This is a genomic window from Streptomyces sp. NPDC001153 (assembly GCF_053598315.1).
In genome coordinates, this window is record NZ_JBSFJZ010000034.1 from 18,200 (window position 1) to 42,937 (window position 24,738).

The 24,738-nt window shown below is 72.4% G+C and carries 23 protein-coding genes; 9 read left to right on the forward strand and 14 right to left on the reverse strand.

Annotation, left to right across the window (positions count from 1 at the left end; all coding sequences use genetic code 11):
• The first annotated feature begins 19 nt into the window (after positions 1-19).
• Complete coding sequence (locus ACWDEN_RS32585; RefSeq protein WP_351618410.1) at positions 20-490, forward strand: Dps family protein; 471 nt, start codon at positions 20-22, stop codon at positions 488-490.
• Between the two features lie 363 nt (positions 491-853).
• Here the strand turns inward: ACWDEN_RS32585 and ACWDEN_RS32590 are convergent, their stop codons facing one another.
• The 3 genes from ACWDEN_RS32590 to ACWDEN_RS32600 all read right to left on the reverse strand — a co-directional run bounded on the left by ACWDEN_RS32590 (position 854) and on the right by ACWDEN_RS32600 (position 7,898).
• On the reverse strand, positions 854-1,618 hold the full coding sequence (locus ACWDEN_RS32590; protein WP_351618353.1) for an SDR family NAD(P)-dependent oxidoreductase: 765 nt from the start codon (positions 1,616-1,618) through the stop codon (positions 854-856).
• 292 nt (positions 1,619-1,910) lie between these two features.
• Positions 1,911-2,756, reverse strand: coding sequence for an Fpg/Nei family DNA glycosylase (locus ACWDEN_RS32595; RefSeq protein WP_450861409.1), 846 nt, complete (start codon positions 2,754-2,756; stop codon positions 1,911-1,913).
• 150 nt (positions 2,757-2,906) lie between these two features.
• Positions 2,907-7,898 carry an ATP-dependent helicase gene (locus ACWDEN_RS32600; RefSeq protein WP_450861411.1) on the reverse strand — a complete coding sequence of 1,664 codons (4,992 nt, stop codon included), beginning with the start codon at positions 7,896-7,898 and terminating at the stop codon, positions 2,907-2,909.
• A gap of 325 nt (positions 7,899-8,223) precedes the next feature.
• Here ACWDEN_RS32600 and ACWDEN_RS32605 point away from each other — a divergent pair, with 325 nt between their 5' ends.
• From ACWDEN_RS32605 to ACWDEN_RS32615, 3 genes are read left to right on the forward strand one after another with little or no spacing between them, the layout of a single operon-like run.
• Positions 8,224-9,150, forward strand: a complete 927-nt coding sequence (locus ACWDEN_RS32605; RefSeq protein WP_450861413.1) for an AraC family transcriptional regulator — start codon at positions 8,224-8,226, stop codon at positions 9,148-9,150.
• Positions 9,151-9,173: 23 nt separating this feature from the next.
• Positions 9,174-9,950 carry an AzlC family ABC transporter permease gene (locus ACWDEN_RS32610; RefSeq protein WP_450861415.1) on the forward strand — a complete coding sequence of 259 codons (777 nt, stop codon included), beginning with the start codon at positions 9,174-9,176 and terminating at the stop codon, positions 9,948-9,950.
• Positions 9,947-10,255, forward strand: a complete 309-nt coding sequence (locus ACWDEN_RS32615) for an AzlD domain-containing protein (protein WP_351618364.1) — start codon at positions 9,947-9,949, stop codon at positions 10,253-10,255. The genes ACWDEN_RS32610 and ACWDEN_RS32615 overlap by 4 nt, the downstream gene beginning before the upstream one ends.
• 119 nt (positions 10,256-10,374) lie before the next feature.
• Here ACWDEN_RS32615 and ACWDEN_RS32620 read toward each other — a convergent pair whose 3' ends face one another.
• Positions 10,375-11,319, reverse strand: coding sequence for a hypothetical protein (locus ACWDEN_RS32620; protein WP_450861417.1), 945 nt, complete (start codon positions 11,317-11,319; stop codon positions 10,375-10,377).
• 80 nt (positions 11,320-11,399) lie between these two features.
• Between ACWDEN_RS32620 and ACWDEN_RS32625 the strand changes: the two genes are divergently transcribed.
• Positions 11,400-11,594, forward strand: a complete 195-nt coding sequence (locus ACWDEN_RS32625; protein ID WP_351618369.1) for a DUF3046 domain-containing protein — start codon at positions 11,400-11,402, stop codon at positions 11,592-11,594.
• Between the two features lie 136 nt (positions 11,595-11,730).
• On the opposite strand, the gene ACWDEN_RS32630 is transcribed toward ACWDEN_RS32625, so the two are convergent.
• Positions 11,731-12,477 (reverse strand): hypothetical protein, encoded by a 747-nt coding sequence (locus ACWDEN_RS32630; protein WP_450861419.1) that lies wholly within the window; start codon positions 12,475-12,477, stop codon positions 11,731-11,733.
• 313 nt (positions 12,478-12,790) lie between these two features.
• On the opposite strand from ACWDEN_RS32630, the gene recA reads away from it, so the two are divergent.
• A complete protein-coding gene (gene recA, locus ACWDEN_RS32635) occupies positions 12,791-13,918 on the forward strand; it encodes a recombinase RecA (RefSeq protein ID WP_351618374.1) in 1,128 nt (375 codons plus the stop codon).
• Between the two features lie 3 nt (positions 13,919-13,921).
• The gene (gene recX, locus ACWDEN_RS32640; RefSeq protein ID WP_450861421.1) at positions 13,922-14,794 is read left to right on the forward strand and encodes a recombination regulator RecX; all 873 of its coding nucleotides are present in this window, start codon (positions 13,922-13,924) and stop codon (positions 14,792-14,794) included.
• 180 nt (positions 14,795-14,974) lie between these two features.
• Here the strand turns inward: recX and ACWDEN_RS32645 are convergent, their stop codons facing one another.
• The 8 genes from ACWDEN_RS32645 to ACWDEN_RS32680 all read right to left on the reverse strand — a co-directional run bounded on the left by ACWDEN_RS32645 (position 14,975) and on the right by ACWDEN_RS32680 (position 21,265).
• The gene (locus tag ACWDEN_RS32645) at positions 14,975-15,388 is read right to left on the reverse strand and encodes a rhodanese-like domain-containing protein (RefSeq protein ID WP_450861423.1); all 414 of its coding nucleotides are present in this window, start codon (positions 15,386-15,388) and stop codon (positions 14,975-14,977) included.
• Positions 15,385-15,918 (reverse strand): cupin domain-containing protein, encoded by a 534-nt coding sequence (locus tag ACWDEN_RS32650; protein ID WP_351618380.1) that lies wholly within the window; start codon positions 15,916-15,918, stop codon positions 15,385-15,387. The genes ACWDEN_RS32645 and ACWDEN_RS32650 overlap by 4 nt, the downstream gene beginning before the upstream one ends.
• Before the next feature lie 79 nt (positions 15,919-15,997).
• The gene (locus ACWDEN_RS32655; protein WP_313960178.1) at positions 15,998-16,084 is read right to left on the reverse strand and encodes a putative leader peptide; all 87 of its coding nucleotides are present in this window, start codon (positions 16,082-16,084) and stop codon (positions 15,998-16,000) included.
• Between the two features lie 76 nt (positions 16,085-16,160).
• Entirely contained in the window at positions 16,161-17,765 is a 1,605-nt protein-coding gene (locus ACWDEN_RS32660) for an FAD-dependent monooxygenase (protein ID WP_351618383.1), read from the reverse strand.
• Positions 17,766-17,942: 177 nt separating this feature from the next.
• Positions 17,943-18,833: an amino acid ABC transporter permease gene (locus ACWDEN_RS32665; protein ID WP_351618386.1), complete on the reverse strand. Its 891-nt coding sequence runs from the start codon at positions 18,831-18,833 to the stop codon at positions 17,943-17,945.
• Positions 18,830-19,495, reverse strand: a complete 666-nt coding sequence (locus ACWDEN_RS32670; protein ID WP_351618389.1) for an amino acid ABC transporter permease — start codon at positions 19,493-19,495, stop codon at positions 18,830-18,832. Before ACWDEN_RS32670 ends, ACWDEN_RS32665 begins: the two co-directional genes overlap by 4 nt.
• 78 nt (positions 19,496-19,573) lie before the next feature.
• Positions 19,574-20,410: a glutamate ABC transporter substrate-binding protein gene (locus tag ACWDEN_RS32675; protein WP_351618392.1), complete on the reverse strand. Its 837-nt coding sequence runs from the start codon at positions 20,408-20,410 to the stop codon at positions 19,574-19,576.
• 78 nt (positions 20,411-20,488) lie between these two features.
• Positions 20,489-21,265 carry an amino acid ABC transporter ATP-binding protein gene (locus ACWDEN_RS32680; protein WP_351618394.1) on the reverse strand — a complete coding sequence of 259 codons (777 nt, stop codon included), beginning with the start codon at positions 21,263-21,265 and terminating at the stop codon, positions 20,489-20,491.
• A 289-nt stretch (positions 21,266-21,554) separates the two neighbouring features.
• Here ACWDEN_RS32680 and ACWDEN_RS32685 point away from each other — a divergent pair, with 289 nt between their 5' ends.
• A complete protein-coding gene (locus ACWDEN_RS32685; RefSeq protein WP_351618397.1) occupies positions 21,555-22,241 on the forward strand; it encodes a response regulator transcription factor in 687 nt (228 codons plus the stop codon).
• A 9-nt stretch (positions 22,242-22,250) separates the two neighbouring features.
• Entirely contained in the window at positions 22,251-23,654 is a 1,404-nt protein-coding gene (locus ACWDEN_RS32690) for a sensor histidine kinase (RefSeq protein WP_351618399.1), read from the forward strand.
• A 64-nt stretch (positions 23,655-23,718) separates the two neighbouring features.
• Here ACWDEN_RS32690 and ACWDEN_RS32695 read toward each other — a convergent pair whose 3' ends face one another.
• Positions 23,719-24,717 (reverse strand): TAXI family TRAP transporter solute-binding subunit, encoded by a 999-nt coding sequence (locus ACWDEN_RS32695; RefSeq protein ID WP_351618402.1) that lies wholly within the window; start codon positions 24,715-24,717, stop codon positions 23,719-23,721.
• Positions 24,718-24,738 lie beyond the last annotated feature (21 nt).

The following is a 24,738-nucleotide window of genomic DNA, read 5'->3' on the forward strand; positions in this document are numbered from 1 at the left end:
GAAGTACCGGAGGAAGCCGATGTACGTCGTGAAGAGCCCGTTGGCCGACGCGGACCTGAAGACGGTGACCGAGGCGCTGCAGGGTGCCCTCGTCGACCTGGTGGACCTCTCCCTGGTCGCCAAGCAGATCCACTGGAACATCGTCGGACCCCGCTTCCGCTCGATCCATCTCCAGCTCGATGAGGTCGTCGCCTCGGCGCGCACCCACTCCGACACCGTGGCCGAGCGGGCCTCGGCCCTGGGCGTACCGCCGGACGGGCGCGCCGCCACCGTGGCCTCCGGCAGCGGCATCGGTACCACTGCGGCGGGCTGGATCAAGGACGGGGACGCGGTCGGGGCGATGGTGGACGCGCTCGGTGCAGTGATCACCCGGATGCGGGAGCGGGTGGCGGCGACGGGGGAGCCGGATCCGGTGACCCAGGACATCTTCATCGGGATCACGGCGGATCTGGAGAAGCATCACTGGATGTTCCAGGCCGAGAACGCGTGAGCGGTCCGGCCGGGGGCTGCTTCCGGGGCTGCTTCGGCGGGGGCACCGGACTCGGCTTCGTGCACCGGTGAGCCCGAGGTGCGCCTTCCGCGCGGTACGGGCGGCGGTCTAGCGTCCCGCAGGAGGTGGTGGCGGCCATGGTGGGACGGATAGCGCGCTGGGCGGTCGGGCTGGGGCTCGGAGCCGTGTGGTGGTGGGCCGTGCTGAGGATCACCCTGGGACAGGGCGCGGGCGTGCTGGAAGGTGCCGTCGCGGCCGGCGGATGGGGGCTGAGCCTGCTGCCCGTGCACTGCGTCCCCAAGGGGCAGGCCGTGGGTGCCGTGCCGAAGGGGCACTGGATGGCGGCCTGGCGGACGGGGGCCGCTACCAGGGCATCGCCACGCCCCCGTTCGGGCGAAGTATCTGACCTGTAGTGAACGCCGAGGCGTCCGACGCCAGGTACAGCACCGCGTGCGCGACGTCGTCCGGCTCACCGACCCGGCCCAGCGGCGCCATCCGGGCCATCACGCCCTCGGTGTGCGCCTGCGCCTCGCGGTCGTGGCGGTCGGTCATCGGGGTGCGGATCCAGCCCGGCGCGATCGCGTTGACCCGGATGCCGTGCCGGCCGACCTCGGCGGCCAGCGTCTTGGTCAGCTGGACCACGGCCGCCTTCGCCGCGCCGTAGCAGAGCAGCCCGGGCCCGCCGGTGTCGACCGCGCCGGAGGCCATGGTGACGATGCTGCCCCGCGTGTCATGGGCCAGCATCGAGCGGGCCGCCTCCTGGCAGGCGTACAGCACGCCCTTGAAGTTGACGTTCAGCACCCGGTCGAGATCCTCGTCGCGGGTCTCCAGTACGGCACTGCTGTGCATGATCCCGGCGATCGCCGCCATCACGTCCAGGCGCTCGCAGGACTGGACGGCCTCGGCGAGCCGGGGCCGGTCGGTGACGTCCAGGACGTGGGTACGGGCCGTGCCGCCGCGTTTCTCGATCAGCTCCGCCGTGCCCTGCAGGCCGTCCGCGTCCCGGTCGGCGCAGTGCACCGCCGCCCCCGCCTCGGCGAGCAGCACGGCCGAGGCCCGGCCGATACCGCCGGCGGCTCCGGTGACGAATGCGGTGCGTCCGGTGAGGTCGTACGCCGTGAGGGGCATGGAGCGACGGTACGAGTAATTCTGACGGATCGTCAATTCTCGTGCGGGGACTGGCTCGGTGTGCGCCCATCGGCTCGGGGCCGCGGGTGTGTCCGGGGTGCGGGTCGGCTGGCGCCGGGGCGTCGCACGGGGGCGGCGACCGGGGCGCGGGGCGGCTCGGATTTCGGTTGCTTTGACGTCGTCGGCTCTGGCGTTGCCGGCTCGGGTATCGGCGGGCTCGGGATACCCGGGGCGTCGGCGGCCGGGTGCGCCGGACCGGGTGTGGCAGGGGGCGTGGGTGCGGGGCGGGGCGTCAGGTGGTGCGGCGGGGCCGGCGGTCTCGCCGGTGTTGCGGTGAGCCGGCAGCCGGGGCGGGGCCCGGCTGGCAGGTGGGGCACCAGTAGGTGGGGCGTTCCCGGGAGCCGTCGCCCTGGTCGGCCACGCGGACCGGGGTGTGGCAGCGCAGGCAGGGGCGGGGTGCGCGGCCGTAGACGAACAGGTCGTGCCGGTGCAGGCCCGTGGTCTGGCGGACCGGGCGGTCGCGGTTCGCCTCCAGGAGTCTCTTGGCGAGCGCGGGCAGCTTCCCGGCGCGGTCCGCGGGCAGCGCGCCGACCGGCAGCCACGGGGTGACGCCCAGCAGGAAGCACAGCTCGCTCTTGTAGATGTTGCCGATGCCGGCGAGGTTGCGCTGGTCGAGCAGGGCCTCGCCGAGCGGGCGGGCGGGATCGGCGAGGAGGTTGGCGAGGACGCGCTCGGGGTCCCAGTCCGGGCCGAGCAGGTCGGGACCCAGATGGCCGACGACCCGCTCCTCCTCGCTCGTGCGCAGCAGTTCCAGGACCTGGAGCCGGTAGCCCACGGCCGTGCGGTCGGCGGTGCCGAGGATCGCCCTGATCTGGTGTGCCGGGCCGCCCCGCCAGCGCTCGCCGGTGCCGTACACCTTCCAGGTGCCCTCCATCCGCAGGTGCGTGTGGAGGCTCAGGCCGCCCTCGAACCGGGTGAGCAGGTGTTTGCCGCGCGGGATCGTGCTGAGCACCGTACGGCCGGTGAGGTCGACCGTCGCGTACTTCGGCACCCGGAAGTCGCTGCGGGTCAGGGCCTTGCCCGCGAGGGCCTCGTGCAGCCGTCTCGCGGCCTGCCAGACCGTGTCACCTTCGGGCATGGGTCAAGGGTGCCACGGGCAGCGCCGCAAGCGGTGCGGGACCCTGTCGATGTGCGGCTCCGCCGCGCGGGCCTGACCAGCGACGATGGCGCCGTGGACGCACGACGGCACATCGCGGCACCGGCAAACGTCGCGGCACCTGGCGGAGCGTCATGCTCTCAGCCGCAGGCCGCGCGGCGTGGCCACGAAGCCCGCCGCTTCGAAGAGGGTGCCTATGGGCGAGGTCAGGGCCTGGGCGCCGTTGATCCGCTCGACCGTGACCGTGCCGAGGGAACCCGCGCGGGCCGCCGCGGCCAGGGACTGCGCGGCCGTACGGAGACGGGGGTCGTCCGGGTCCGTGGTGTCCGGGCCGGAGGGCCAGGCCAGCAGGGTCTTGCCGCCGCGCTCCATGTACAGCGTCAGCTCGCCCTCCACCAGGACGACCAGCGAGCCCGCCTTGCGGCCCGGCTTGTGCCCGGCACCGGTCGGCGGCTCGGGCCAGGACAGGGCCGCGCCGTACGCGTTGGCGGGATCGGCCGCGGCGAGGACCACGGCACGCGGGTCGGGTGAGGCCGTGCTCGTACGACCGCTGCCGTACCCCCGGTCCACCGGCGAGCCGTAGCCGCCGGATCCGCCTCCTCGGGGACCGCCGTAGCCGGGGGAGGCGAAGGGGTCGGCGAGGTCGCGGGGCGAGACGTAGTCGCCGGGGGCGGGCCGGGGGTCCGCGGGCGGCCAGGTGGAGTCGCCGTCGAGGCCGGGGTGGGCGAAGCCGCCGTCCGACCCGTCGAAGGCGCCGGTAGGGGGGTGTTCGTGGGGCGCGCCGTCGCTTCCGCCGAAGTCGTCCGGGAACGCCGGTACGGCAAAGCCGCTGGAGGGAGCCGCGAAGCCGCCCCGGGGGTCTGTGGTGGTCAGGCTCTCGCCGCGCTCGCGGGCGTTGGACACCGCGCGGAGCCGGTCCACGGCGCCGTCCATGGCGAACTGGGCCGCGCCCAGTCCCTCGACCACATAGCCGCGCCGCGCCTGGCCGCTCTCCTCGAACGCGGACAGCACGCGGTACACCGCCGAGAAGCCGCCCTCGATCCCCTCCGCGGCGACCGCCCCGCGGGTGACCACGCCGTGCCGGTCCATCAGGGTGCGGGCCAGCGCGTGCGCGCGCACGGTGGGGTCCGGCTCGGCCGCGGGGAGCAGGGACCAGCGGCCGGCGACCGTCGGCGGGCCCGTACGGGAGGCGGTGCGTGCGGCGGCCGTCAGGGAGCCGTAACGCCCGCGCGGGACGGCACGCTTGGCGCGGTGGGCGGTCGAGCCGGCTGTACGGCCCGAGCCCAGCAGGGAGCGCATCGGCGCGAGGGTGTCGTTGGTGAGCCGGCCCGACCAGGCCAGATCCCAGAGGGCGTCGGCCAGTTGGGGGTCGGTGGCGTCGGGGTGGGTGGTGGCGCGGACCTGGTCGGCGATCTGGCGGAAGAACAGGCCGTAGCCGCCGGAGAGCGCGTCCAGGACGGACTGGTGGAGCGCGGTCAGCTCCAGGGGGTGGGGCGGCGGGAGCAGCAGGGGTGCCGCGTCCGCCAGATAGAGGGCGACCCAGCCGTCCTTGCCGGGCAGGGCGCCCGCGCCGGCCCAGACCACCTCTCCGGCGGAGGTCAGCTCGTCGAGCATCGAGGGCGTGTAGTTCGCCACCCGCGAGGGCAGCACCAGCTTCTCCAGGGCGGAGGCGGGCACGGAGGCGCCCTGCAACTGCTCGATGGCGCGCACCAGCCCGTCGATGCCACGCAGACCATGCCCCTTGCCGATGTGCTGCCACTGCGGCAGGAACTGGGCGAGCGCCGCCGGGGGCACGGGCTCCAGCTCATGGCGCAGGGCCGCCAGGGAGCGGCGGCGCAGCCGGCGCAGTACGGCCGCGTCGCACCACTCCTGGCCGATGCCCGCCGGGTGGAACTCGCCCTGTACGACCCGGCCGTTCGCGGCGAGCCGCTGCAGGGCGCCCTCGGTGACCGCCACACCCAGGCCGAAGCGCGCCGCCGCCGTGGCCGACGTGAACGGGCCGTGCGTGCGGGCGTACCGGGCGAGGAGATCGCCCAGCGGGTCCTTGACCGGCTCGGTGAAGGCCTCGGGCACGCCGACCGGCAGTGCCGTGCCGAGCGCGTCGCGCAGCCGGCCCGCGTCCTCGACCGCCGCCCAGTGGTCGGCGCCGGCGATACGGACCTTGATGGCCCGGCGGGCGCCGGCCAGCTCGCGCGCCCACTGCGGATCCGCGCCCCGAGCCACCAGTTCGGCATCGGTGAGCGGGCCGAGCAGCCGCAGCACATCGGCCACGCCCTCCACGTCCTTCACCCGCCGGTCCTCGGTGAGCCACTGCAGCTCGCGCTCCAGCTCGGTCAGCACCTCCGCGTCGAGCAGTTCGCGCAGCTCCGCCTGGCCCAGCAGCTCGGCCAGCAGCCGGGAGTCCAGGGACAGCGCGGCGGCGCGACGCTCGGCGAGCGGGGAGTCACCCTCGTACAGGAACTGCGCGACGTACCCGAACAGCAGGGAGCGGGCGAACGGGGACGGCTCCGGGGTGGTGACCTCGACCAGGCGGACCTTTCGGGACTCGATGTCGCCCATCAGCTCGACGAGCCCGGGGACGTCGAAGACGTCCTGGAGGCACTCGCGGACGGCCTCCAGGACGATCGGGAACGAGCCGAACTCGCTGGCGACCTGGAGCAGTTGGGCCGCACGCTGGCGCTGCTGCCACAGCGGGGTGCGCTTGCCGGGGTTGCGGCGCGGCAGCAGCAGCGCGCGGGCCGCGCACTCGCGGAACCGGGAGGCGAACAGGGCGGACCCGCCGACCTGGTCGGTGACGACCTGGTCGACCTCGCCCTTGTCGAAGGCGACGTCCGCCGCGCCGACGGGCGCCTGCTCGCTGTCGTACTCCGTGCCGGCCTTCATCGGTGCCTGGTCGAGCAGGTCCAGGCCCATCAGGTCGGCGTCGGGCAGGCGCAGCACGATGCCGTCGTCGGCGTGCATGACCTGCGCGTCCATGCCGTACCGCTCGGACAGGCGGGCGCCGAGCGCGAGGGCCCAGGGGGCGTGCACCTGGGCGCCGAAGGGGGAGTGGACGACGACCCGCCAGTCGCCGAGCTCGTCGCGGAACCGCTCCACGACGATCGTGCGGTCGTCCGGGACATGGCCGCAGGCCTCGCGCTGCTCGTCCAGGTACGACAGCACGTTGTCCGCCGCCCAGGCGTCGAGGCCCGCCGCCAGCAGCCGCAGCCGGGCGTCGTCCCTGGGCAGCGCGCCGACCTCGCGCAGGAACGCACCCACCGCGCGGCCCAGTTCGAGCGGGCGGCCCAGCTGGTCGCCCTTCCAGAAGGGCAGCCGGCCGGGCACGCCTGGCGCGGGGGAGACCAGGACCCGGTCGCGGGTGATGTCCTCGATGCGCCAGGAACTCGTGCCCAGCGTGAAGACGTCCCCGACCCGGGACTCGTAGACCATCTCCTCGTCCAGCTCGCCGACCCGGCCGCCGCCCTTCTTGGGGTCGGCACCGGCGAGGAAGACCCCGAAGAGGCCGCGGTCGGGGATCGTGCCGCCGGAGGTGACCGCGAGGCGCTGGGCACCCGGGCGGCCGGTGATCTCGCCGGTCACGCGGTCCCAGACCACGCGCGGGCGCAGCTCCGCGAACGCGTCGGACGGATAGCGGCCCGCGAGCATGTCGAGGACCGCCGTGAACGCCGACTCGGGCAGCGACGCGAAGGGTGCGGCACGGCGGACCATGGCGAGCAGGTCGTCGAACTGCCAGGTGTCCAGCGCCGTCATCGCGACCAGCTGCTGCGCGAGCACGTCGAGCGGGTTCGCGGGCACCCTCAGGGACTCGATCGAGCCCGAGCGCATCCGCTCCGTGACCACGGCCGCCTGGACGAGGTCGCCGCGGTACTTGGGGAAGACGACACCGGTGGAGACGGCCCCCACCTGGTGCCCCGCGCGGCCGACGCGCTGCAGCCCGGAGGCGACCGAGGGCGGGGACTCGACCTGCACGACCAGGTCGACGGCGCCCATGTCGATGCCCAGCTCCAGGCTGGACGTGGCGACCACGGCGGGCAGCCGGCCGGCCTTCAGGTCCTCCTCCACCAGGGCGCGCTGCTCCTTGGAGACCGAGCCGTGGTGCGCGCGGGCGATCACCGGGGGCGCGCCCTGGGCCGCGCCCGAGCCGCCCATCAGCTGGGCCGGGGCGTGGTGCTCGTCCAGCGTTTCGCCGGTCGCTCGCTCGTAGGCGATCTCGTTGAGCCGGTTGCACAGCCGCTCGGCGAGGCGCCGGGAGTTGGCGAACACGATGGTGGAGCGGTGGGACTGGACCAGGTCGGCGATCCGCTCCTCCACATGCGGCCAGATCGACGGCCGCTCCGCGCCCTCGGCCGCGTCCGCCGCCGGGGAGCCGCCCAGCTCGCCCATGTCCTCGACCGGGACCACCACCGACAGGTCGAACTCCTTGCCGGACTCCGGCTGGACGATCTCCACCTTGCGGCGCGGCGAGAGATACCGGGCCACCTCGTCCACCGGGCGGACGGTGGCCGAGAGGCCGATCCGCCGGGCCGGCTTCGGCAGCAGCTCGTCCAGCCGCTCCAGGGAGAGCGCGAGATGGGCGCCGCGCTTGGTGCCCGCGACCGCGTGCACCTCGTCCAGGATCACCGTCTCCACGCCCGTGAGCGCATCGCGCGTGGCCGAGGTCAGCATCAGGAACAGCGACTCGGGGGTGGTGATCAGGATGTCCGGCGGGCGGGTGGACAGGGCGCGCCGCTCGGCGGCGGGGGTGTCGCCGGAGCGGATACCGACCCTGACCTCGGGCTCGGGAAGGCCGAGGCGCACGGACTCCTGGCGGATGCCGGTCAGCGGGCTGCGGAGGTTGCGCTCGACGTCGACCGCGAGGGCCTTCAGCGGGGAGACGTAGAGCACCCGGCAGCGTTTCCTCGGGTCGGCCGGGGGCGGGGCCGAGGCCAGCTGGTCCAGGGCGGCGAGGAACGCGGCCAGCGTCTTGCCCGAGCCGGTCGGGGCCACCACCAGCACGTCCGAGCCGGCACCGATGGCCTGCCACGCGCCGGCCTGGGCGGCCGTGGGCGCGGAGAACGCCCCCGTGAACCAGCCGCGGGTCGCGGGGGAGAAGCCGTCGAGGGCTCGGTGTGCGGAGCTGACCATGCGTCCATCCTGCACCCGGCCACTGACAATCGCGCTGACCTGGGCAAACGAACGCCGTGCCGCGGGGAGCGGGCGGGAGCCGGGGTGGGGGAGCGAGGTGGTGACGACTGCGGGTGGTGGGGAGGGGGGTGAGCGGTGGCGGCTGCGGTGGTGGTGCGGGGAGGGAGCGGCGGCGGCTGCGGGTCGTCGGGCGGGGTGCCGGCAGAGGCGGCTGCGGGTCGTGTGGCGGCGAGCGGGCCGGAGGTCGGGCGCGGGTCGAGGTCGGGCGCGGGTCGGGGTCGGGCGTGGGTCGAGGCCCGGCGCGGGCGACGAGGAGAATGGGCGTATGGCGGGTGCGGCTCGGCGGGGCGAGGAACGGACGGGCGAGGAGACGGGTGGGCGTCGGCCGGTGGAGCGTGCGCGGCACTGGCGGTACGACGACCTGCCCGGCGTGGATCTGCTGCGGGCCCGGTACATCCACAAGACCTTCGTCCGGCACACCCACGAGCACTTCGTGATCGCGGCGATAGCCGACGGCGTCGAGGTCTTCCACCACCGTGGCTCCGACGTGTCCGCGGGCGCGGGAGCCCTCGCTCTGGTCAACCCGGACACCGCGCACACCGGCCGCGCCGGCGTCCCCGAGGGCTGGCGGTACGGCGCGGTCTACCCCTCACCCGAGGTGGTCGCCGCGATCGCGGCCGAGACCACCACCATCCGGGGCACGCCGGGTTTCGTCAGCCCCGTCCTCGACGACCCCTGCACCGGCCGCCTGGTCCACCAGGTGCTGCGCGCCGCCGAGGAGGGCAACGCCCTGGCCGCCGACACCCTGCTGCGGATCGCCGTGACCAGGCTGCTGCGGCTGAACGGCGGACCTCTCCCGCAGCGACCGGTCCGCACGGCCGGAGCCGGTGTCGCGGCACGCGCGCGTGCGGTGCTGGACGAGCGGATGGCCGAGCCGCCGACCCTGGAACGGCTGGCCACCGACCTCGGCACCAGCCCCTTCGCGCTGCTGCGGGCGTTCCGTGACGCCTACGGCATGCCGCCGCACGCCTGGCTGACCGACGCCCGCGTGCGCCGCGCGCGGCTCCTGCTGGACGCGGGGTCACCTCCCGCCGAGGCTGCCGTAGCCGTCGGGTTCACCGACCAGCCGCACCTCAACCGGCACTTCACGCGGATCGTCGGCGTGCCCCCGGGGGCCTACCAGCGCGAGCGCAGGAACGCGGACGAGCCGCGGAACACGCGTGGGCGCAAGAACGTACAAGACCCGGAGTGAGGGTCATTCGTACCGTTTGCGGCGTGGCACAGCAGACAGCACTCGCGGACATGACCGCCGACGGCGCGGACAAGCCCGACCGGGCCGTCGTACGGGACGCCCTCGGGGTCGGCGTCGCGGTGGGCCTGTCCGGATTCGCCTTCGGGGTGACCTCGGCCGGCAGCGGGCTCGGGCTGCTCCAGACCTGCGCGCTCAGCCTCCTGGTCTTCACCGGCGCCTCCCAGTTCGCCCTGGTCGGAGCGCTCGCCGCCGGAGGCAATCCGTTCACGGCGGCCGCCGGCGCCTTCTTCCTCGGCGTGCGCAACGCCTTCTACGGGCTGCGGCTGTCGCAGCTGCTCGCCCTCCCCCGCGCGGTACGGCCGTTCGCCGCCCAGTGGGTGATCGACGAGACCACGGCGGTCACCCTGGCCCAGCCGACCCGGCGCGCCCGGCGGATCGGCTTCACCGTCACCGGGCTCACCCTGTACGCACTCTGGAACCTCACCACGCTGCTCGGCGCGCTCGGTGCCAAGGCCATCGGCGACACGCGCGCGTGGGGCCTGGACGCGGCCGGGCCCGCCGTGTTCCTGGCACTGCTCGCACCGATGCTGAGGACGACCACCGAGCGCGCCGTCGCGGGCCTGGCGGTCCTGCTGGGCCTCGGCCTGCTGCCCGTCCTGCCGGCCGGCGTTCCGGTCCTGGCGGCGGCCCTGGCGGCACCGATGGCTCTCGTCGCCGAGGGCCGTCGAAGGCCGCGCGGCCCGCAGGACGAGCCAGCGACCGGATCGGACGGCGGCGCCGCAACGGAGGAGGACCGGTGAACACCTGGATCGCGATCGGCTTGACCGCCTTCGGCTGCTACGCCGTCAAGCTCGCCGGGCTGCTGGTGCCCGCGGGCGCCATGGAGCGGCCCTTCGTGAGGCGGCTCGCCGCCCTGCTGCCCGTCGCCCTCCTCGCCGCGCTCACGGCTCAGCAGACGTTCGCCGACGGGCACGCCCTCGTGCTGGACGCACGGGTCGCAGGGCTCGGCGCGGCCGCCGTGACGCTGGTGCTGCGCGCACCGTTCCTGCTGGTCGTCGCGGCGGCCGTGGTGGTGACGGCAGGCGTACGGGCTCTCGGCGGGTGACGCGTCACGGGCGCCGGCCGGTGCGGCTGCAGACTGGCACGGCTCGCGCGGCGGTTCCGCGCGCGTACCGATCGGTTCGGCGGCCACGCGGGACGCGATCAGCCGCCGTAGCCACCGGCTCAGCCCACGAAACGGCCGTACGCCCGCAGGGTGCTCAGTGCCTCGATGGTCACCAGGGGACGCGCCTCCAGTGCGGGCGCCGCTGCCCACTGGCGCCAGCGGATCGGCCAGCCGCCGTCGTCCTGCTGCTCGGCGGCCAGGTGGTCAAGGGAGCGTGCCATCTCGTCGTCCGTGAACCACGCGCGCGCGAGTGACTCCGGCGTCCTGGCGAAGTCGTGCGGGAAATGGTGCTCGCCCGGGGCGTAACCGGACGCGACCGGATACGCGTCGAGCCGGTCCGGCTCCAGGGCCGCGAGCCGCTGCTCCCGCACCAGGCGGCCGAGCCGGTCCGCGGCGGCCTCCGCGCGCGAGCGGTCGGGAGCGGAGTCCAGGAAGGCCACGGCGGCCTCCACCTCGTAGGGGTGGGACTTCTCCAGGGACTCCACGGCCTGCCAGCAGAAGTCGGTGGCCCGGAACAGCCAGGCGTGCCACACCTCGTTGCGGTGCAGCAGCCCCACCACCGGTCCCGTGGCGAGCAGTTCGCTGGGAGGGTCGTCGACGACCGGGACGAACGGTGCCACCGGATACCCGCGCTGGCTGGGATGGATCGCCGGCAGGGCGCCGTCCGCGGTGGAGACCGAGGTCAGATAGCGGCACACGCGCTCGATCCGCTGCCCGCCGCAGCGCCCGATGGCATCGAGGACGCGCAGCGCGTGCGCGGTGTGCAGCGGCTGGCTCACGGGGCCGCGCAGATCGGGCTCCAGCGCGTGCCCGTACCCGCCGTCGTCGTTGCGGTAGGCGTCCAGCGCCGCTTCCACCGCGTCCGGGGTGCCGTGCAGGAAGTGGTATGCGAAGAGGCGCTGCTCCAGCACGCGCGCGGTGAGCCATACGAACTGCTCGGCGCGGAAGAGCGGGGAGCGCGCCGGGGGCGTGGAGGGGAGTGGGGAAACTCCTGTTTCGGCCATGTGTCAGACCGTAGGACGGAAAGCGGTCTCGGCAAGCGCTCCCGGCCGGGGCCCACCCCCAGGGGCGGGATACTGGAGTCATGCGGTTGACGGTCTTCTGGCAGCGGATGGCGGAACACTTCGGTCCGGGGTACGCCGACACGTTCGCGCGCGATCACGTGATGTCGGAGCTGGGCGGGCGCACGGTGCAGGAGGCACTGGACGCCGGCTGGGACGCGAAGGACGTGTGGCGCGTGGTCTGCACGGTCATGGACGTGCCGGGCGAGCGGCGCTGACGCGCTGCCTGGAACCTCCTGATTCGTCCGTGAAGAGACCGGTCGTACGGCACCGATCGGTCACGAAGACCGCAGGTGGGCGCCGGTTGTCGGTGGCGTGGGCGAGACTTGGCGCCGGTGCGCCGCCTCGGTCCTGTCATCGGTACGTCAGCACCGCCCACGCTCCCGCTCCGGCGACGGCCGCCGTGTAACAGCCGACCGCCGCGGCCACGATCCGTCCGCGTGTCCGTTCGTTCCAGGCCGAGCGGGACAGCAGCCAGGCCAGCGCGGGCAGGACGAGTACGGCGTGCAGGCTCACGCCGTGCAGGGGCTTGAGCGGGGCCGTCGAGTGGTAGGCGGCCTCCTGGTGGCCGGTCCGGGTCAGTACGACCCCCCGCGCGATCATCGCCGCCCCGGAGGCCAGCGCCACCAGCAGGATCGCGAACCCGGAGCGCACGGCGAGCGGCATGCCGGCCGGGCCTGTCGGCCGGTGCCGGAAGGACGCGACGGCGAACACCGTGAGCAGGGCGACCAGGACACCCCCGCCCACCGCCAGCGTCATGGACACCGCCGTGTCGAAGGGGGTCGCCATGTTCAGGTGCGAGGGCACCCGGCGCCACGCCTGGAGGGTGATCCCGCCGACCTCCACCACACAGTCGGCGGCGAAGACGAGCAGCAGGGCCGAGCGCAGCCGAGGGCCGACGCGCAGATACGACGTGACCCAGGTGATCGCGATCAGCGTCACCCCGAAGGAGAGCCCGAAGGTGACGGGCTTGCGCCAGGAGACGGGACCGTCCCACGGGCCTCCGTCGACCGCGAACACCCCCAGGTGCACGAGGCCGGACAGGACGAGGAGCAGCCCCGTCGCATGACAGAGGCGGTCGACGGCGCGCGGATTCTTCATGGGCCAAGGCTCCCGGGAGCGGCCCGCCCGGTCGTCGTCCGGCCGCAGACACCCGCCGTACGCCGCCGGGAGTAGCGGCGCCGGGTGCTGAAGCACGGGTTCCGGGCACCGCATGGTGTCGCTTGACACCAAAATCGAACATCCATTCTCATGGAGGCTCAGGCGAGGCTTTGGGCAGTGGATTTCGTACCGTTTCGCGGGCAGAAGTCCCATGGTTATCCACAGGCTGGACCTGCGTCGGGGCGCATTGTCAGTGGCAGGCGTTAGCGTCTTTGACGTGAAGCGATCGACTCAAGCAAACCGGGTGGAACCCATGGCAGGAACCGACCGCGAGAAGGCGCTCGACGCCGCGCTCGCACAGATTGAACGGCAATTCGGCAAGGGCGCGGTCATGCGCATGGGCGAGCGGTCGAAGGAGCCCATCGAGGTCATCCCGACCGGGTCGACCGCACTCGACGTCGCCCTCGGCGTCGGCGGCCTGCCGCGCGGCCGTGTCGTCGAGATCTACGGCCCGGAGTCCTCCGGTAAGACGACCCTGACCCTGCACGCCGTGGCCAACGCCCAGAAGGCCGGCGGCCAGGTCGCCTTCGTGGACGCGGAGCACGCCCTCGACCCCGAGTACGCGCGCAAGCTCGGCGTCGACATCGACAACCTGATCCTCTCCCAGCCCGACAACGGCGAGCAGGCCCTGGAGATCGTGGACATGCTCGTCCGCTCCGGCGCCCTCGACCTCATCGTCATCGACTCCGTCGCCGCGCTCGTCCCGCGCGCGGAGATCGAGGGCGAGATGGGCGACAGCCACGTCGGTCTGCAGGCCCGCCTGATGAGCCAGGCCCTGCGGAAGATCACCAGCGCGCTCAACCAGTCCAAGACCACCGCGATCTTCATCAACCAGCTCCGCGAGAAGATCGGCGTGATGTTCGGCTCCCCGGAGACCACGACCGGTGGCCGCGCGCTGAAGTTCTACGCCTCGGTGCGTATCGACATCCGCCGCATCGAGACCCTGAAGGACGGCACGGAGGCGGTCGGCAACCGCACCCGTTGCAAGGTCGTCAAGAACAAGGTCGCCCCGCCCTTCAAGCAGGCCGAGTTCGACATCCTCTACGGCCAGGGCATCAGCCGCGAGGGCGGTCTGATCGACATGGGCGTGGAGCACGGCTTCGTCCGCAAGGCCGGCGCCTGGTACACGTACGAGGGCGACCAGCTCGGCCAGGGCAAGGAGAACGCGCGCAACTTCCTCAAGGACAACCCCGACCTGGCCAACGAGATCGAGAAGAAGATCAAGGAGAAGCTGGGCGTCGGAGTCCGGCCGGAGGAGCCCGCCGCCGAGCCGGGCGCGGACGCTGCGGTCGCCACCGCTGCCGCCGACGACGCCAAGGCGGCGCCCGCCCCGGCAGCCGCCAAGGCCACCAAGCCCAAGGCCGCCGCAGCCAAGAGCTGACCCGTGACACGACGAACCGACTGGGCCGAGTACGAGTACGCCACCCCCGGTGCCCCACGGGGGAGGGGCACCGGGGGCCGCCCGGCCTCCGCCCCGGGCGGTGGCGACGGATACGCGGACGACGGTTACCAGGGTCACGACGGGCACGACGAGTACCACGGCACCGGTGGATACGGGGATACCGGCGCTGCCCGACCGGGCGACACGGGCGACGAGCCGTACGGGGGTGGCTCACCCGTCCGCGGCTCCCGCGGTGGCGTCGGCCCGCCGAGTGGCCGGAGGCGCGGCCGGCGGCGGCGCGGCTTCGGGGACGCCCCCGGTGAGGAGGACGAAGGCTCCCCTGCCTCGTCGAGGGCCGAGCGGGGGGAGTCTTCAGGGGACCCGGCTGAGCGGGCACGGGCGATCTGCCTGCGCCTGCTCACCGGGACCCCGCGCACCCGCAAGCAACTCGCGGACGCCCTGCGCAAGCGGGAGATCCCCGAGGACGTGGCCGAGGAGGTGCTGTCGCGGTTCGAGGAGGTCGGGCTGATCGACGACAGCGCGTTCGCGGACGCCTGGGTGGAGTCCCGGCACCACGGCCGGGGGCTCGCGCGCCGGGCACTCGCCCAGGAGCTGCGCACCAAGGGGGTCGAGTCGGCACTGATCGACGAGGCCGTCTCCCAGCTCGACTCCGAGCAGGAGGAGGCGACGGCCCGCGAACTCGTGGCCCGCAAGCTCCGCGCCACCCGTGGCCTCGACCGTGACAAGCGGCTCCGCCGTCTCGCCGGCATGCTCGCCCGCAAGGGCTACCCCGAGGGCATGGCCCTCCGCGTAGTCCGTCAGGCCCTGGAGGAAGAGGGCGAGGACACGGAGTTCCTCGGCGAAGGGGACTGCTGAGGCCCCGGGACGGGGGCGGGGTATCGGTGGGTCCGGGGCCGGGCGGGCCCCGGGACTTCCACGAACTCCCCACATGCGCAGGGGAGGTCAACCCCCTGCCGAAGACGCCGGGCCGCCGCAGCGCTCTCCCCGCCACGCGCGGGCGAGTCTGCACGCCGGGCTTCCCGGAGTCGTTCCGGATCAGGGTGACGCCGGCTCCACCGGGAGGCCCTCCGTCCGCCAGGCCTGGAAGCCACCGACCAGGTCCGTCGCCCGGTGCAGCCCGAGTTGGTGGAGGGAGGCGGTGGCGAGGGTGGAGGCGTAGCCCTCGTTGCAGATCACCACGATGCGCAGGTCGTGGCCGGTGGCCTCGGGGACGCGATGGCTGCCCTGGGGATCGAGGCGCCACTCCAGTTCGTTGCGCTCGATGACGAGGGCGCCGGGGATCAGCCCGTCCCGCTCGCGCAGGGCCGCGTACCGGATGTCGACCAGCAGCGCCTCGCCCGTCCGCGCCGCCTCGTGCGCCTCCCGTGCCTCGATGCGCCGATAGCCCGCGCGCACCCGGTCCAGCAACTCGTCGATGCCGACCGGTGGTTGACCGATGGTGCCGCTCACTGCCAGTCCTCCGGGCGTTCGACCTGCTCCAGGTGCAGGACCTGACCGCTGCGACTGTAGCGGCGGATGCGCGGCAGGGGCGGGTAGTAGGCGTGCACGGAGATCGCGTGCTGGGTGCGAGACTCGTTGAAGACCTCGTGGACATGGTGACGGCCGAAGGCGCGGCCCTCGCCGGCGGGCAGTCGGCGCTCGCGGTCCACGCCCTCGGTGAGTTCCAGCTTCTTCCAGCCGTCGGTCGGCAGCCGGGCGGCGAGCGAGTTCTCCTTGAGCACGCCCGAGGCGGTGAGAAACGCGCCGACCGAGTCGGCGTGGTCGTGCCAGCCGGTGCCGGTGCCGGGCGGCCAGCCGATGAGCCATGCCTCGCTGCCGCCCGGACCCTTCAGCCGCACCCAGGTGCGGCCCTCCGGGTCGAGCGGAAGGGAGGCGATCAGCTCGGCGTCGGCGGCCGTACGCCGTGCGAAGTCGAGGAGGTCCGCCTGGGTGGGCGCCGAGCCGACGGCAGGGGACACGGGAGTGGGGGAGACAGACACGTACACCGTCCTGAAGCCTGAAGAGGGTTCGCGGAACGGGCGCACACCATGGCGCCCGGACAGGAAGAGGGATGCGAATTCAGCAGGACGGGCGACACACGCAGCCCGCGTAGCGGACGAGGTCCATGTGGACCCTCCGCCACAGGCGCACGCACGTGTCGGTCATGGTCCGGAGTACAGCATGCCGGTGTACTCCGGTCAACTCACCGTCACCATGTGGACAGAGGGTGACTGGGCTCGGGTCAGCGGGCGCCGGAGGCCGCCTGTGCCTCCTCCTTGGCCGGGCCGCCCACCGCCGCCTCCGCCGCCGCGTAGAGGTCGGCCGGGCGGACGCCGCTCAGCGCTGTGACCAGGTGACCGTCGGGGCGCACGAGCAGCACGCTGTGCGCCGGCGCACCCGGGTAGCCCTCGGCGACCAGCAGTTCGGCGGGGTACGGCAGGGCGGTCACGGCCGCCGCGAGCCGGGGCATCACTCCGGCGGAGACCCAGTGCCTGCGGTCCCACACCCCCGTGCCGGGCGCGATCAGCACGACGAGGAGGGCGCCGCGGCCGAGCCGGTCGCGCAGTTGCACGAAGGAACCATCCTCCGCGGTGACCCGTACGTCGGTGACGGGCGCGCCGCGTGGGGTGTCGACCGGGATCTCGCCCTCCAGCTGCCGGGGACCGAGCGGCGACTCGGCGTACGCCTCCGGCGCACTGAGCGGTCCGCGCCCAAGGTGACCTTCCGTGAGCAGGGTGTCGTGGCCGCGTGCCGCACCGGGGACGATCTGGCGCAGCCCACCGGAGCCGCGCAGCATCGGCAGCACCTGGTCGGCGGCGCGCAGCCGGGCGGCGATCATGGCGCGCCGCTCGGCCTGGTAGCTGTCCAGCAGCGCCTCACGCGGGCCGTGGTGCCAGGCCGAGGCCAGCTTCCAGGCGAGGTTGTCGGCGTCCCGGAGACCCTCCTCCAGCCCCTGGGTGCCGAGCGCGCCCAGCAGATGGGCCGCGTCCCCGGCGAGGAAGACCCGGCCGACGCGCCACCGGCGGGCCAGCCGGTGGTGCACCGTGTGGACACCGGTGTCGAGCAGGTCGTACACCGGTGTGGAGCCGTCCGTCCAGCCCGCGAGCGTCTCGCGGATCCGGGTCACCAGGATCTCGGGCGTGACCAGGTCCTTGCCGGGGGGCAGCAGCCAGTCCAGGCGCCACACGCCGTCCGGGAGGGGACGGGCGGTCACCTCCCCGGCCGAGGGCCCTGACTGCCGCCACGGCGGCATCCGATGGAGCAACGCCCGGTCCCCCCACGGAAGTTCCGTGCGCAGCGCGGCCACCGCGTGCCGCTCCACCGCCGTACGGCCGGGGAAGCGGATGTCCTGGAGTTTGCGCACCGTGGAGCGCGGTCCGTCGCACCCGACAAGGTAACTGCCGCGCCACCACGTGCCGTTCGCGCCCCGGGTGTGCGCCGTGACGCCGGAACGCTCCTGCTCGATCGAGTCCAGACGGCTGTCCACGGCCACCTTGACCAGCGGCTCGTCGGCGATGGCCGCGCGCAGGGCGCCGGTGAGGACGTGCTGGGCGAGGTGCAGCGGGGCGGCGGGGTCCGCCTCGTCGAAGGTGCACTCGCTCATCACCTGCTTGCGCCTGAGGGACCGCCATCCGGCCCAGCGCATGCCCTGCTCACCGAGCGCCATCCCGGTCAGCCGCTCCAGCAGGGCGGCCGTGTCCTCGCGCAGCACGACGGTGCGCGCCGGGCGGGGTTCGTCCTTGCCGGGCCCCTCGTCCAGGACGACGGTCGGCACCTCCTGGCGGGCCAGCGCCAGGGCGAGCGTGAGCCCGACCGGCCCCGCACCGACGATGATCACCGGGTCCATGACGCGGCGCCCCCTGCCCGTGACGATTCCCTGACGGAGACAAGTGAACAGGAAGGGGGAGCGGGGTGCACGATCACACAACGTATGCAACCCATTGGCAGAGTTTGCGTCAAGCGAACGGAGGCAGTGGCGATCACGCCACTGCCTCCGGGTGATGCTTTCGGCTCTGACCGGGCGTCAGGCGGCGGTTCCCGTTCCCGCGTGGCCCGGGATGCCCACGGTGTCCTCGACGCCGAGCATCGCGCCGGTCGACTTCTTGCCGCGCCGCAGCCGGCCCTCCAGCCAGCTCGCGAACGAGGTCAGGGAGAAGTTGATGATCACGAAGATCACGGCCACCACGGTCAGCGAGGCGATCATGTCGCCGTAGTAGCCGGACATCGTGTTGGCCGAGGCCATCAGTTCGGGGAAGGTGAGGACCGCGCCGCCGAGGGCGGTGTCCTTCACGATGACCACCAGCTGGCTGACGATGGCCGGGAGCATGGCGGTGACCGACTGCGGCAGCAGGATGAGCCGCATCATCTGCCCCTTGCGCAGGCCGATCGCCAGGGCCGCCTCGGACTGTCCCTTCGGCAGGGCGAGGATGCCCGCGCGGACGATCTCCGCGAGCACCGACGCGTTGTACAGCACCAGGCCGGTGACGACCGCGTAGAACGGCCGGTCGTCCGAACTGACGTCGGTGTACTGGGCGAAGAGTGCGAGCCCGAAGATCATCAGGACCAGGACGGGGATCGCGCGGAAGAACTCGATCACGATCGTGGCCGGGACGCGCACCCACAGGTGGTCCGAGAGCCGGGCGATACCGAGGACGGCGCCGAGCGGAAGCGCGATGACCATCGCCAGGGCCGCCGCTTCCAGGGTCTTCTGCAGACCGGGCCATATGTACGTCGTATACGCCTCGGTGCCGCTGAAGAAGGGCTTCCACAGCGCCCAGTCCAGCTGCCCCTTGTCGTCGAACGACTTGTACACCCACCACGCGACGGCCGCGAGGGCGATCAGGAAGACCGCCGTGTACAGGATGTTGCGCCGCTTGGCGCGGGGCCCCTGGACGTCGTACAGGACCGAGCTCATCGCTTCACCGCCACCTTCTTGCCCACCCAGCCGAGGATCAGACCGGTCGGCAGGGTCAGGCAGACGAACCCGAAGGCGATGACGGCGGAGATCGCCAGCAGCTGCGCCTCGTTCTCGATCATGTCCTTCATCAGGAGCGCCGCCTCCGTCACACCGATTGCGGCGGCCACGGTCGTGTTCTTGGTCAACGCGATCAGTACGTTGGTCAGCGGGCCGACGGTCGCGCGGAAGGCCTGCGGCAGTACGACCAGGCCCAGCACCTGGTTGAAGCTGAGACCGATGGCTCGCGCCGCCTCCGCCTGGCCGACCGGCACGGTGTTGATGCCGGCACGGATCGCCTCGCAGACGAAGGCGGAGGTGTAGACGATCAGACCGAGCACGGCCAGCCGGAAGTTGATCGTCTTGAAGTCGTCCGCACCGAGGCTGATCCCCAGCGTCTGGTTGAGGCCGAGGGAGGAGAACAGGATGATCACCGTGAGCGGGATGTTCCGCACGATGTTCACATAGGCGGTGCCGAAACCGCGCATCAGCGGCACCGGGCCCACTCGCATGGCGGCCAGCAGAGTGCCCCAGACCAGGGAGCCCACGGCCGACAGCAGCGTCAGCTGCACCGTCGTCCAGAAGGCGCCCAGCACGTCGTACTTGTCAAGAAAGTCGAACACGATCTCCCGCGCTTCCGCGTGTAGGGATGCCCCGGTGCGCCGCCGTGTTCAGAGGCGGCGCACCGGCGGGGCGTTGCCTCAGCTCTTGATGTCGCCGATCTTCGGGGCGGGCTCGTTCTTGTAGCCGGCCGGGCCGAAGTTCTTCTTCACGGCCGTCTCCCACGAGCCGTCGGAGACCATCTCCTCAAGGGCCTTGTTGATCTTGGCCTTGAGGTCGCTGCCCTTCTTGACGCCGATGCCGTAGTTCTCATTGGTCATCTTGAAGCCGCCCAGCTTGAACTTGCCCTTGAACTGGGCCTGGGAGGCGTAGCCCGCGAGGATCGAGTCGTCCGTGGTGAGGGCGTCGATCGCGCCACTCTGCAGACCGCCCAGACAGGCCGAGTAGGTCGGGTACGTCACGAGGTTGGCCTTGGGAGCCAGCTTGTCGTGGACGTTCTGCGCCGAGGTCGAGCCGGCCACCGAGCAGAGCTTCTTGCCGTTCAGATCCGCCGGAGACTTGATCTTCGTCTCGTCCGCGCGCAGCAGCACGTCCTGGTGGGCCAGCAGGTACGGGCCGGCGAAGTCGACCTTCGCCTCACGCTTCGGCGTGATCGAGTAGGTCGCGGCGATGAAGTCGACGTCACCGCGCTGCAGCATGGTCTCGCGGTCGGCGCTCTTCGACTCCTTCCACTCGATCTGGTCCGCGCTGTAGCCGAGCTTCTTGGCAACGTAGGTGGCCACGTCGACGTCGAAGCCCGCGTAGCCCTGCGGGGTCTTCTGGCCGAGGCCCGGCTGGTCGAACTTGATGCCGATCGCGATCTTCTTGCCACCGCCGGAGGAACCGCTGTCGTTCTTCTTGCCGCCGCCGCACGCGGTGGCGGACAGGGCGAGGGCGAGGACGGCGGCCGAGGCGGCGGTGACCTTGCGGAGCTTCATGGTGAACATCCTTTGATGTGGTGCGGAACGAGGTCCGTTGGAAAAGGCGACCCAGGGGCGCTGAGCAGCGCGGCGCCGTCAGTGGTGCAGGATCTTGGACAGGAAGTCCTTGGCCCGGTCGCTGCGCGGGTTGCTGAAGAACTGGTCGGGCGCAGCCTGTTCGACGATCCGGCCGTCGGCCATGAAGACCACGCGGTTCGCAGCCGATCGTGCGAAGCCCATCTCATGGGTGACGACGACCATCGTCATGCCCTCACGGGCGAGCTGCTGCATGACCTCGAGGACCTCGTTGATCATCTCGGGGTCGAGGGCGGAGGTCGGCTCGTCGAAGAGCATGACCTTCGGGCCCATCGCCAGTGCCCGCGCGATGGCGACGCGCTGCTGCTGGCCGCCGGACAGCTGGGCGGGATACTTGTCGGCCTGGGTGCCCACGCCGACCCGGTCGAGCAGGGACCGGGCCTTCTCCTCGGCCTGCTTCTTGTCCGTCTTGCGGACCTTGAGCTGGCCCAGCATCACGTTCTCGAGCACGGTCTTGTGCGCGAAGAGGTTGAAGGACTGGAAGACCATCCCGACGTCCGCCCGCAGCCGGGCCAGCTCCTTGCCCTCCTGGGGCAGGGGCTTGCCGTCGATGGTGATGGTGCCCTCGTCGATCGTCTCCAGGCGGTTGATGGTCCGGCACAGGGTCGACTTTCCGGACCCGGAGGGCCCGATGACCACGACGACCTCGCCGCGGGCGATCGTCAGGTCGATGTCCTGGAGAACGTGCAACGCGCCGAAGTGCTTGTTGACGCTCTTCAGGACGACCAGTTCGTCGGACGTGACCACGTCTTCCTTGGTCACCGATACATTGGTCATCGCTCTCGGGCTCCGTCCTCCTCGGTTTCGGAGGACAGTAGTGAGCGGCTGTGACCTGCGTCATCACATCTGAGGGAGATCTGAGCATCACGATCCGATAGCAGTCGGACACGTGTGGTAGCACCTGCCGCCCTTGCGTGTATCGGCCGGATAACGGAAGCGGCAGGCAACCGGAAGCCCCTTGACGCCGTCCTTATCCATCGGCGTGACTGCCATGGTGCACGCGCGCGTGGCGTACCGGACCCGCGTGAACCGAGACCGTACGACCGCTGAACCGGAGGGGGCCGGGATGAGACTGCTGCTCGTCGAGGACGACAATCACGTCGCCGCGGCCCTGTCCGCCGTACTCGCGCGTCACGGTTTCGACGTCACCCACGCGCGCAGCGGCGAGGAGGCCCTGCAGGCGCTGGTCCCCGAGGGCGACGGTTTCGGCGTGGTCCTGCTGGACCTGGGCCTGCCCGACCAGGACGGCTACGAGGTCTGCGGCAAGATACGCAAGCGCACCAGCACCCCGGTGATCATGGTGACGGCCCGCTCCGACGTCCGCTCCCGCATCCACGGGCTCAACCTGGGCGCCGACGACTACGTGGTGAAGCCGTACGACACCGGGGAACTGCTCGCCCGTATCCACGCCGTCAGCCGGCGAAGCGTCCACGAGGACCCGGCGACCGGCGGCGAGAGCGCGCTGCATCTCGGTCCCGTACGCATCGAACTGCCCACCCGGCAGGTCACCGTGGACGGTTCGGTTGTCCAACTGACCCGCAAGGAGTTCGACCTGCTCGCCCTGCTCGCGCAGCGCCCCGGAGTCGTCTTCCGGCGGGAGCAGATCATCAGCGAGGTCTGGCGCACCAGCTGGGAGGGCACCGGCCGCACCCTGGAGGTGCACGTCGCCTCCCTGCGCGCCAAACTGCGCATGCCCGCGCTGATCGAGACCGTACGCGGCGTCGGCTACCGGCTCGTCGCCCCGGCCGCCTAGCGGGGACGGGTGCGCGCACGTCTGCTGCCGCTGCTCATCATCCTGATGGCGGCCGTCCTCCTCGCCCTCGGGCTTCCGCTCGCCGTCAGCCTGGCCGCCGCACAGCAGCAGAAGGTCGTGGTCGACCGCATCGACGACACGGCACGCTTCGCGGCGCTCGCCCAGTTCGTCACCGACGGGCCCGGCGGATCGCGCCGCACCAGCACCGGCGAGCGCCTGGAGGCCCTGCGCAGCGAACTCGCCAGCTACTACGGCGTCTACGGCATCCGCGCGGGCGTCTTCTACCGCAACGGCTCGGCGATGGTCAACGCCCCCGACGACTGGTTCGTCCCGCGGACGGGGGAGTTGCGGGAGGCGTTCGAGGAGGCGCTGCTCAGCCGGCGCAGCCATGACCCTCGGCAGGTGTGGCCCTGGCAGCGCACCCGGCTGGTCGTGGCCTCCCCGGTGATCCGGGACGGGGACGTCGTGGCGGTCGTGGTCACCGACTCGCCCACCGGGCAGATGCGTTCGCGGACGCTGCGCGGCTGGCTGATCATCGGGGCCGGCGAGATCGCGGCGATGCTGCTGGCCGTCGGCGCGGCGCTGCGGCTGACGGGCTGGGTGCTCAGACCGGTACGGGTCCTCGACGCCACCACCCACGACATCGCCACCGGACGGCTGAAGTCGCGGGTCGCGGTCGGTGGGGGACCGCCGGAACTCAGACGGCTCGCCCGCTCGTTCAACGAGATGGCGGACAACGTCGAGGACGTGCTGGAGCAGCAGCGCGCCTTCGTCGCGGACGCCTCGCACCAGCTGCGCAACCCGCTCGCGGCGCTGCTGCTGCGCATCGAACTGCTCGCCCTCGAACTCCCCGAGGACAACGAGGAGATCGCCTCGGTCCGCACCGAGGGCAAGCGCCTCGCCCAGGTCCTGGACGACCTGCTGGACCTGGCGCTGGCCGAGCACGCCGAGGCCGACCTGAGGCTGACCGACATCGGCGCCCTCGCCGAGGAGCGGGTCGCCGCCTGGTCTCCGGCCGCCGAGGCCAACGGCGTCCGGCTGACCGGGGACTGCCCGCCCACGACCGCCTGGGCGGACCCGATCACCCTGTCCAGCGCCCTGGACGCCGTGATCGACAACGCCGTGAAGTTCTCCCCCGAGGGCGGCACGGTGGAGGTCACCGTGGCCGCCGACGGCGACAGGTCCACGGTCGTCGTCACCGACAGCGGGCCCGGTCTCAGCGACGAGGAACTCGCGCGCGTGGGCGACCGGTTCTGGCGCAGCGGCCGCCACCAGAACATCAAGGGCTCGGGCCTCGGCCTGTCCATCGTGCACACGCTGCTCACGGCGGGCGGCGGCTCGATCGCCTACACCCACCATGAGCCGCGGGGACTACGGGTGACGGTGACGGTGCCCAGACACGCGGAGCCGTGACCGGGGGCCGGGGCACGGGGTGCGGCTCGACGGCGAGGCTTGCGGGGATCGGCCCCGGGCCCCGCTACGGCTTCATCGAGATGTAGTAGCGGCGCGCACCCTCCTGGAGGGGCAGCGGATCGGTGTAGATGGCGGTCCGCAGATCGACCAGTTGGGCGGAGTGGACATGCGCGCCGATGTCGTCGCGGCTCTTGATGACGGTGCGGGTCACCCATTCGGTGAGCCTGGGGTCCATGTCCGCGCGGGTCATCAGGAGGTTGGACACGGCGATCGTCGGGACCTCGGTGCCCTGCTGTACGGCCGGGTAGGCCGACTCGGGGATGTTGGTGGCCCGGTAGTAGCGCGCCTCCTCGCCCTGGCCGTGCAGCTTGGTGACCAGGTCGCCCCCGATCGGCACGAACTTGAAGGCGGACTTCTGGGCCAGCGCGGCAAGTCCCTTGGTGGGCAGGCCGCCCGACCAGAAGAAGGCGTCGATCCTGCGCTGCTCCAGCTGGTCGGGCCCGGTGTCGATGCCGTCCGCGACCGGGGTGATGTCCTTGTGGGGATCGATGCCGGCGGCCTTGAGCAGCCGGTCGGCTATCAGCCGTACCCCGGAGTCCGGCAGCCCGGTCGCCACCCGCTTGTGCCGCAGGTCCGCGACGCTTCTGATGTCCGAGTCACTGCGCACGACGAGGTGGACGTAGTCGTCGTAGAGCCGGGCCACCCCGCGCAGGCGCTCGGCGCCGCTGCCGTGCCGCAGCTCGTACGCCTCCACCGCGTCGGCCGCCGCGATGGTGAAGTCGGCCTTGCCGGTCGCCACCCGCTGCACGTTCTCCTGCGAGCCGGCGCTGTTCAGGAGCTTCACCTTCAGGTTGGGCATGTCCTTGGCGAACTCGGCGCGCAGCCGCTCGCCGTACTCCTGGTAGACCCCCCGGGGCGTGCCCGTGCTGAAGACGATCGTCCCGCTCGGCGGCTTCTCGCCGAGCGGCAGCAGCCACCACAGCAGCAGCCCGAGCACCACGGCACCGGTGGCCGCGGCCGGCAGCGCCCGGCGCCTGCTGAAACGGGGGAAGACCTTGGACATGCGGCGATCCTGCCAGGCCGG

Coding starts and splice junctions, on each gene's coding strand:
- ACWDEN_RS32660 (WP_351618383.1), bottom strand. CDS start 17,765: ATGGACCCGGTGATCATCGTCGGTGCGGGGCCGGTCGGGCTCACGCTC.
- ACWDEN_RS32620 (WP_450861417.1), bottom strand. CDS start 11,319: ATGGCCGAAACAGGAGTTTCCCCACTCCCCTCCACGCCCCCGGCGCGC.
- ACWDEN_RS32665 (WP_351618386.1), bottom strand. CDS start 18,833: ATGAGCTCGGTCCTGTACGACGTCCAGGGGCCCCGCGCCAAGCGGCGC.
- ACWDEN_RS32680 (WP_351618394.1), bottom strand. CDS start 21,265: ATGACCAATGTATCGGTGACCAAGGAAGACGTGGTCACGTCCGACGAA.
- ACWDEN_RS32695 (WP_351618402.1), bottom strand. CDS start 24,717: ATGTCCAAGGTCTTCCCCCGTTTCAGCAGGCGCCGGGCGCTGCCGGCC.
- ACWDEN_RS32600 (WP_450861411.1), bottom strand. CDS start 7,898: ATGGTCAGCTCCGCACACCGAGCCCTCGACGGCTTCTCCCCCGCGACC.
- ACWDEN_RS32590 (WP_351618353.1), bottom strand. CDS start 1,618: ATGCCCCTCACGGCGTACGACCTCACCGGACGCACCGCATTCGTCACC.
- recA (WP_351618374.1), top strand. CDS start 12,791: ATGGCAGGAACCGACCGCGAGAAGGCGCTCGACGCCGCGCTCGCACAG.
- ACWDEN_RS32675 (WP_351618392.1), bottom strand. CDS start 20,410: ATGAAGCTCCGCAAGGTCACCGCCGCCTCGGCCGCCGTCCTCGCCCTC.
- ACWDEN_RS32655 (WP_313960178.1), bottom strand. CDS start 16,084: ATGACCGACACGTGCGTGCGCCTGTGGCGGAGGGTCCACATGGACCTC.
- ACWDEN_RS32605 (WP_450861413.1), top strand. CDS start 8,224: ATGGCGGGTGCGGCTCGGCGGGGCGAGGAACGGACGGGCGAGGAGACG.
- ACWDEN_RS32630 (WP_450861419.1), bottom strand. CDS start 12,477: ATGAAGAATCCGCGCGCCGTCGACCGCCTCTGTCATGCGACGGGGCTG.
- ACWDEN_RS32595 (WP_450861409.1), bottom strand. CDS start 2,756: ATGCCCGAAGGTGACACGGTCTGGCAGGCCGCGAGACGGCTGCACGAG.
- ACWDEN_RS32625 (WP_351618369.1), top strand. CDS start 11,400: ATGCGGTTGACGGTCTTCTGGCAGCGGATGGCGGAACACTTCGGTCCG.
- ACWDEN_RS32685 (WP_351618397.1), top strand. CDS start 21,555: ATGAGACTGCTGCTCGTCGAGGACGACAATCACGTCGCCGCGGCCCTG.
- ACWDEN_RS32585 (WP_351618410.1), top strand. CDS start 20: ATGTACGTCGTGAAGAGCCCGTTGGCCGACGCGGACCTGAAGACGGTG.